At 77.0% G+C, this 6,799-nt stretch carries 8 protein-coding genes; 5 read left to right on the plus strand and 3 right to left on the minus strand.

The window, feature by feature from the left end; all coding sequences use genetic code 11:
* The first annotated feature begins 34 nt into the window (after positions 1-34).
* Both VGB14_19930 and VGB14_19935 read left to right on the plus strand, forming a co-directional pair.
* The gene (locus tag VGB14_19930; GenBank protein HEX9995201.1) at positions 35-571 is read left to right on the plus strand and encodes a hypothetical protein; all 537 of its coding nucleotides are present in this window, start codon (positions 35-37) and stop codon (positions 569-571) included.
* Positions 568-945 (plus strand): PPOX class F420-dependent oxidoreductase, encoded by a 378-nt coding sequence (locus tag VGB14_19935; protein ID HEX9995202.1) that lies wholly within the window; start codon positions 568-570, stop codon positions 943-945. Before VGB14_19930 ends, VGB14_19935 begins: the two co-directional genes overlap by 4 nt.
* A 24-nt stretch (positions 946-969) precedes the next feature.
* On the opposite strand, the gene VGB14_19940 is transcribed toward VGB14_19935, so the two are convergent.
* Entirely contained in the window at positions 970-1,521 is a 552-nt protein-coding gene (locus VGB14_19940) for a helix-turn-helix domain-containing protein (protein ID HEX9995203.1), read from the minus strand.
* A gap of 97 nt (positions 1,522-1,618) precedes the next feature.
* Between VGB14_19940 and VGB14_19945 the strand changes: the two genes are divergently transcribed.
* The 3 genes from VGB14_19945 to VGB14_19955 are packed head-to-tail and all read left to right on the plus strand — an operon-like array spanning position 1,619 to position 3,842.
* Positions 1,619-2,335: a molybdopterin-dependent oxidoreductase gene (locus VGB14_19945; GenBank protein ID HEX9995204.1), complete on the plus strand. Its 717-nt coding sequence runs from the start codon at positions 1,619-1,621 to the stop codon at positions 2,333-2,335.
* Positions 2,332-2,919, plus strand: a complete 588-nt coding sequence (locus VGB14_19950; GenBank protein HEX9995205.1) for a DUF2867 domain-containing protein — start codon at positions 2,332-2,334, stop codon at positions 2,917-2,919. The genes VGB14_19945 and VGB14_19950 overlap by 4 nt, the downstream gene beginning before the upstream one ends.
* A complete protein-coding gene (locus tag VGB14_19955) occupies positions 2,892-3,842 on the plus strand; it encodes an aminoglycoside phosphotransferase family protein (protein HEX9995206.1) in 951 nt (316 codons plus the stop codon). Before VGB14_19950 ends, VGB14_19955 begins: the two co-directional genes overlap by 28 nt.
* Here VGB14_19955 and VGB14_19960 read toward each other — a convergent pair.
* Together VGB14_19960 and VGB14_19965 are read right to left on the minus strand one after the other, a co-directional pair.
* Entirely contained in the window at positions 3,814-6,276 is a 2,463-nt protein-coding gene (locus tag VGB14_19960; GenBank protein ID HEX9995207.1) for a UvrD-helicase domain-containing protein, read from the minus strand. The genes VGB14_19955 and VGB14_19960 overlap by 29 nt on opposite strands.
* On the minus strand, positions 6,273-6,799 hold a 527-nt coding region (locus VGB14_19965; protein HEX9995208.1), incomplete at its 5' end, for a radical SAM protein. The genes VGB14_19960 and VGB14_19965, both read right to left, overlap by 4 nt.

A 6,799-nucleotide genomic window follows, 5' to 3' on the forward strand; every position in this document is an offset into this window, starting at 1 on the left:
GAGCGGTGGTGCCGCCGTCCCGTACCTTGGCGCCGTGATCCTCCCGAAGGACCGCGACGCCCGGTTCACCACGATCCGCCGCGGGGGGACGTTGACCGACGCCGACCATCGGCTCCTGGCGCGGTGGGCGGCCGCCTGCGCGGAGCACGTGCTGCCCCTCTTCGAGTCGGCGCAGCCGGCGGACCCCCGACCCCGCCAGGCGATCGAGCAGGTCCGGGCCTGGGCCAGGGGCGAGGTCACCATGTCCCGGTCCCGCGCCGCGGGCGGCCACGCGATGGCGGCGGCCAGGGCGCTGACCGGAGCGCGTCGGCACGCGGCGTTCGCCGCCGGCCAGGCCGCGGTGGTGGCCCACGTGGCCGCCCACGAGCTCGGTGCCGCGGCCTATGCCATCAAGGCGGCGCAGGCCGCGGCGCCCACCGGCGAGGCCGACGACGCCGGGCGACGGGAGTGCCGGTGGCAGCGCCACCAGCTCCCCGACGAGATCCGCGCGCTGGTCCTCGACGACCAGCGGTTGCGGAACGACCTCTGCTGGTCGGTGTTCGATCCATCTGACGGAGGCGGGATGCGATGAGCGTGTTCAGCGAGGACGAGCGGGCCTACCTCGAGCAGCCGGGGCACCTCGGCCGGCTGGCGACGGTGGCGGCGGACGGCACGCCGCACGTCGTCCCGCTCGGCTGGCGGTACAACCCGGAGCTCGACACCATCGACGTCGGTGGCCGGGACGCCGCCGAGTTCGTCGCCAGCGTCAAGTTCCGGCACGTGCGGGCCAACCCGAGAGTCGGGTTCGTCGTCGACGACGTGCTGCCGCCCTGGCGGCCCCGGTGCGTGACGATCAGGGGCCGGGCCGAGGCGATCGACACGACCGACGGGGACGGCCGGCGGGTGGCGCTCATCCGCATCACCCCCGAGAAGGTCGTCAGCTGGGGCGTGCCCGACGGCGACTGACCGCCGGGGCCCCTCGCCCGGGCGCTACGGCCCGAGGAGGTGCTGCGCGGCGAGGGCCAGGGCGTCGGCCCTCGTCCGCCCACCGTGGTCGGCGGCGATGAAGTGGCTGCCGATCCACAGCGAGAACGCCAGCAGGCAGCGCACCTCCACCTCGTCCTCGTCGGCGCAGAGCACCCCGAACAGCGACCGCATGTAGTCCATGCGCCGGTTGTCGACCCGGCGGAGGCGCTCGGCCACGGCCGGGTCGCGCCTCGCCCAGTCCCGCACGGCGAGGTCGATGCGCAGCAGCTCGTCGCTCGACGTGGCGAGCGCGTAGAGCCGCCGCAGCTTCCCCCTGGCGTCGCCGCCCTCGGCCTCGACCCGCTCGATGACCTCGTCGACGCTGACCCGCTCCCACGTGTCGAGCATCTCGGCGAGGAGGGTCGAGCGGTCATCGAACTGCCAGTAGAAGCCGCCCTTCGTCACCCCGAGCGCGCGGGCCAGCGCCTCGACCCGCACGGCGTCCGGCCCGCCGGCGGCGAGGGCCACGAGGCCCTCCTCGACCCACCGGTGCCGCGGGGTCCTGGCGTTGGCCACCGCCCATCTGTAGCGCGCCGGGCCAGGGTTGACGCGCCGCCGGAGCGGCCCTACGGTCGTATCCATACGCTCACGTATGGATACGAGGAGGTCGCGGATGGGGACCGTCCTGCCCCCGGGCCAGCGGGCCGTCGACGGGTTCCCCCGCTTCGGCACCCACCTCCACCGGCCGCCGCCCCCGGTCCCCGCCGAGCCGGTGATCGACATCGGCGGCGCCGTCCGGGAGCCGTCGTCGGTGCCGCTCGCCACGCTCGCCACCCTGCCCCGCCGCGAGCTCACCGCCGACTTCCACTGCGTGGCCGGGTGGTCGGCGACCGGCCTCCGGTGGGAGGGGGTGCCGTACGCCGAGTTCCACCGCGCGATCGTGGAGCCGTTGCTCGCCCCCGGCACCCACGTCACCCACCTGGTGTTCGCCGGCCTCGACGGCTACCGCTCCGCCGTCACCGTCGAGGACGCCCTGGACGAGGACGTGCTCCTCGCCGACCGCCTCGACGGTCGGCCCCTCGACGGCGACCACGGCGCGCCCGTCCGGCTCCTCAGCCCGAAGCAGTACGGCTTCGTCAGCACCAAGCACCTGTGCCGCGTCGAGGTCCGCACCGCCGAGCCGGCCGCGAGCTACCGCCGGCTGCCGGCCGTCGTCCGCGTCGGCCTCCGCCTGGCCACCCCCCACCCCCGGGCCAGGGTGTGGGAGGAGGAGCGGCACCGTGACCTGCCGGCCTGGGCCGTCCGCCCCGTCTACCGGCTGCTGATCGCGCCGATCAGGTCGCTCAGCGCCCGAAGCGCCCGCAGCGGTCGACCGGTGGCACGGCGATGAGGCTCCCGAGCTCGGCGCACACCGGCCACCCGTGGCGGATCCACGAGGTGGCGCCGGACTTCCGGCTGGAGGACGTGTGGGAGCTGCCGGGGGTCGGGCGGGCCGACGACTTCCCCCGGCTGGTGCGGTCCCTCGCCGCCTACGACCCGGCGCAGAGCTCGTCGTGCGCCGTGCGGGGCCTGTTCGCCGTCCGGTGGCGGCTCGGGCAGCTGCTCGGCTGGGACCGCCCCGACGCCGGCGTGGGGGCCAGGGTGCCGTCCCTGCGGGAGTGGCTCCCGGCCGACCTGCGCGACGGCCCGTCCGGCCCGGCCTTCGAGGCCATGCCCTTCACCTCGCTGTACCTGACCGAGGACGAGTGGGCCGCGGAGGCGGCCAACCACACGATGCACGGGGTCCTCCACCTCGGCCGGGTGGCGGACGGCACCGGCGGCTCCCGGGCCAGGGTGGCGGTCCTCGTGAAGCCCAACGGCCGGCTCGGCGAGGCGTACCTGGCCGCCATCCGGCCGTTCCGCCACCTGCTCGTGTACCCCGCGGTGCTGCGCGAGGGCGAGCGGGAGTGGCGGGCCGCCCCGGCCGGGCGGTGACCCAGCCCCCCGACGCGGCGTGGGTCGCCTGGTTCCGGCGCCGGGGCTACGCCGGCGCCGAGCCGCTGGCGTCGGGCATGGAAGGGGCCGTCTACCGGCTCGGGCGGGGCCTCGTCGGCAAGGTGTGGGGCGGGGAGCGGCCGCTCGCCGACCTCGTCGCCCTCCGGCGCTTCCACGACGAGCTGTCGGCCCGGGCGCTGCCCTTCGCCACGCCGGAGGTGGTCGAGGTCGCCGTCGTCGACGGCACGCCGGTCACCGTCGAGCGCGAGCTGCCCGGCCGGCCGCTGCCCGAGGTCGGCGCCGGCCCCACCCGGGTGGGTGACTGCCTCGCGCTCGTCCTCGAGGGACTGGCCACGGTGCCGGACCTGCCGAGCGCGCACGACCTGCCGGTGCTGTCCGAGGACCGGCCGTTCCGGGCCGGGCTCGACTGGGGGCCGGCCCTCGCCGCCCTGCTGCGCCGCCGGGTCGAGCGCTTCGGCGACCAGCTCCGGGCCGCCGTCCCCGGCTTCGACGACGTGCTCGCCCACCTCGCCGGCGTGCTCGACGGCATCGAGGGCGCCGCCGGCGTCGTCCACGGCGACGTCTGCCCCGAGAACGTCCTCGTCGACGGCGACCTCCGGCCGACCGCGCTGGTCGACTGGGGCTTCCTCACCACGGCCGGCGACCCGGCGTTCGACGCGTCGATCGCCGCCGGCGTGGTCGACATGTACGGGCCGGACGCGAGGGCGGTGGACGACCGGTTGACGGGCGTGCTGGCCCGGCGGCTCGCCGTCCCCGTCGACCGGCTGCTCGTGTACCGGGCCGCCTACGCCGTCGCCACGAGCAACGCCTACGACCCCGGCGGCCGGGACGGGCACTTCGCCTGGTGCGCCTCGACCCTGCGGCGAGGCGACGTCAGGGAAGCGCTCGGGATGCCGGGCTGACCGGGCGGCCGGCCGGCCCGCGGGCGGCGGCGAGGGCCGCCTCGGCCGCCTCGTCCCAGCAGAGCAGACGCTCCTCGGGGAGGAGCCGGAGGATGGCCCGCCGCTCGTCGGAGAGCGTCGCCGGGTCGACGACGAGCACGGCCAGGCACCTCGTCCGGGTGAGGATCGTGTACACCCACTCGAGCTCGGACTCGTGGGCCGGGATCTCGCCCGACGTGCACCACACGACCGCGGCCCGCTCCAGGCCCTTGATCTGGAGCATCGACGCCGACCGCACCCGGTAGCCGGGCGGCGCGGCCGCCCGCACCGTGGCGACGGGGAAGCTGTCCTCGGCGACCGTGATCTCCCGGCACGCCTGGGGGACGGCCTCGAGGGTGCGGCGGTAGGCGGCGAACACCTCGGCGAGCGCCGTCCCGGCATCGGCAGCCGACAGCACGACCGGGCGGACGCCGAGCACGGCCGGCTTCCTGGCCTCGGGCAGGCCCACGTCGTGGTCGCCGTCGAGGTCGCGCCGGTCCTCCTCGATGCGGCCGGCGAGCGGCCGCACGCACTCGCACACCCGGACGGGCAGGCGGTAGGAGCCGGACAGGCGGTGGACCCGCCAGCGCCGCGCCGACGGTCCGCCGGCGGTGCGCGACCGCGCCGGGATCTCGACCAGCCCGGGGCGCTGGTAGGACGACCCGAGGTGCAGCGCCTGGGCCTCGTCGCCCGCCACCACCAGCCGGTCCGGGTCGCCGACGAGCAGGGTGGCCAGCTCGAAGTCGGCCGGCGTCATGTCCTGGCACTCGTCGACGAACACGTGCGTGTACCGGGGACGGCGCCCGGCCGCGGCGTCGGCCCTGGCCCGGTCGACGCCGTCCATCCGGTAGTGGGCCCACGTGCGCACGCCGTCGGCGAACGCCACCTGCCACACGAGCTCGCGCTGCTGCGGGCCGATCGGCGTCCTGCGGCCGCGACGGTCGACGGCGAGATAGGCGGCCCGGTCCCGCCAGGCCCGGAGCCCGTAGATCACCCGCCGCAGCTCGGCGTCGAGGAACGCCTCGCCGACGACCCGGCGCTGCGCGTCCGACAGCCGGGCGGGGTCGACGCCGGCGGCCCGCAGGGCCCGGTCGATCACCGGCTGGCGCAGCTCGGTCGTCCTCGTCGAGACGCGCAGCGCCCGGGACGGGACCTTGTCCCAGTTGAGGACGTCGACCGACCTCCCCTCCGGCTCGCCCGGGTGGGCGAACGTGTGCGCTCCCGGCTCGATGGACCGGTGGGCCCAGTGGCGCAGGGTCGTGCCGCGGATGGCCTCGGCCAGCCACTCGGCCAGCTGGTCGGCCATCGGCTTGTTGAACGTGGTGAGGAGGATCTTCGACGGGCCGTTCGCCCGCGGCCACTGCTCGGCCGTGCGCACGACGCGCTCGACCAGCACGCGGCTCTTGCCGGCCCCGGCGGCCCCGACGATCGCCGTCATCCGCCCGTCGGGCCGGGCCGCCCGGTCCTGCTCGTCGTCGACGAGGAACGTCCCGCCGTGGTGGGGCTGGAACAGCTGGCCGGGGACGCGGCGGTCGCGCACCCGCAGGAACCTCGTCGCGTCGCCGGGCCGGGACCACGTCGGCACCGGCAGGCGCCGGGCCGGCCCGTACACGGCGGCGCGATGGGCGGCGACCCCCGGGAGCGGGCCGTCCCACACCGGCTCCGACGGGCGGTTCTCGGTGACCGTCCACCCCTGGCGGTCCAGCCGGTCGGCGATCCCCGCGGTGATCCCCGCCTTCACGCCGGCGCCGACGAGGTGCACGGCCTCGGCGCCCGTGGCGATGGCGGCGTCGGACAGGAGGTCGGCGAGGGCGGGCGTCCGGTCGCGGTCGGACTCGTCGAAGAGGTAGCCGCCGACCAGCCAGGTGGTGTCGGCGGCGGGGAGGTCGAGGGCGGCCACGTCGGTCCAGCTGGCCAGCTCGAACCGGGCCGTGATCGCCGCTGCCCCGGCGGCGAGCGCCGGTGAGCGCCGCAGGTCGGCCCACAGCGCCTCGGCGGCGGCCAGCATCGGCTCGCTGGCCTCGACGGCGACGACCCGCAGGCGGGGGAGGGGGACCGACGCCCGCCGGGCCGCGGCCACCAGCGCGGCGAGCGCCGACAGGGTGGCCCCGGTGCCGGCGCCGAGGTCGGCGATCGTGAGCGTCCCCGTCCGCGCCGCGACCACGGGCGCCAGCAGGCGGACGGCGTCGTGCGTGCGGCGGCCGTGGTACCAGGCGGCGTACGCCCAGCCCGTGCTCGGGCGGTCGTAGCAGGCGTCCTCGTGGCGGGAGAGGGCCAGCAGGTCGTCGAGCGACCGGCCGAGCTCGTGGTCGGACCACGCGCCCCGCCGGGCCAGCCCGGCCAGCCCGCCGGCGAGCGCCCGGTCGAGCTCGGGGGCGAGCGGCCGGAGGTGGGGGACGAGGGCGGCGGCGCTCATGCCGGACCGAACCCGGCCCGCCCCTCGGCGAGGGTGGGCAGGCGCCGGCGCAGCACGTCGACCGTGCGCCGGTACGACTCGGCGGACCAGTCGTAGCCGTCGAGCAGGGCGACGGCGGCGTCCGGCGTGCCGGCCGAGAACCGGCCCCGCCGGGGCTGGAAGGGCTGGACGACGAAGCGCTCCACGCCGGTGGCCAGCAGGGCGTCGGCGAAGCGGTCGGGGTCGGCCACGGGGAGGAGCGGGGTGAGCGTGACGCAGGTGGGCACGCCGGCCGCCGCCACCTCCGCGATGGCCGCCAGGCGCCGGCCGAGGGTCGCGCAGTGCGGCTCGAAGCGGCGGCGGACGGCCTCGTCGTCGGTGGTCACCGTCATGTTCACCCGCACCCGCTCGAACCTCCGGAACAGGTCGACGTCCCTCGTCACGAGCGGGCTGCGGGTCTGCACGACCAGCCGGGGCCGCCGCTCCACGAGCTCCTCGAGCAGCGCCCGCACCAGCCCGAGCCGGCGCTCGATCGGCTGGTACG

It is taken from the genome of Acidimicrobiales bacterium, assembly GCA_036399815.1.
In the GTDB taxonomy this organism is placed as follows: domain Bacteria; phylum Actinomycetota; class Acidimicrobiia; order Acidimicrobiales; family DASWMK01; genus DASWMK01.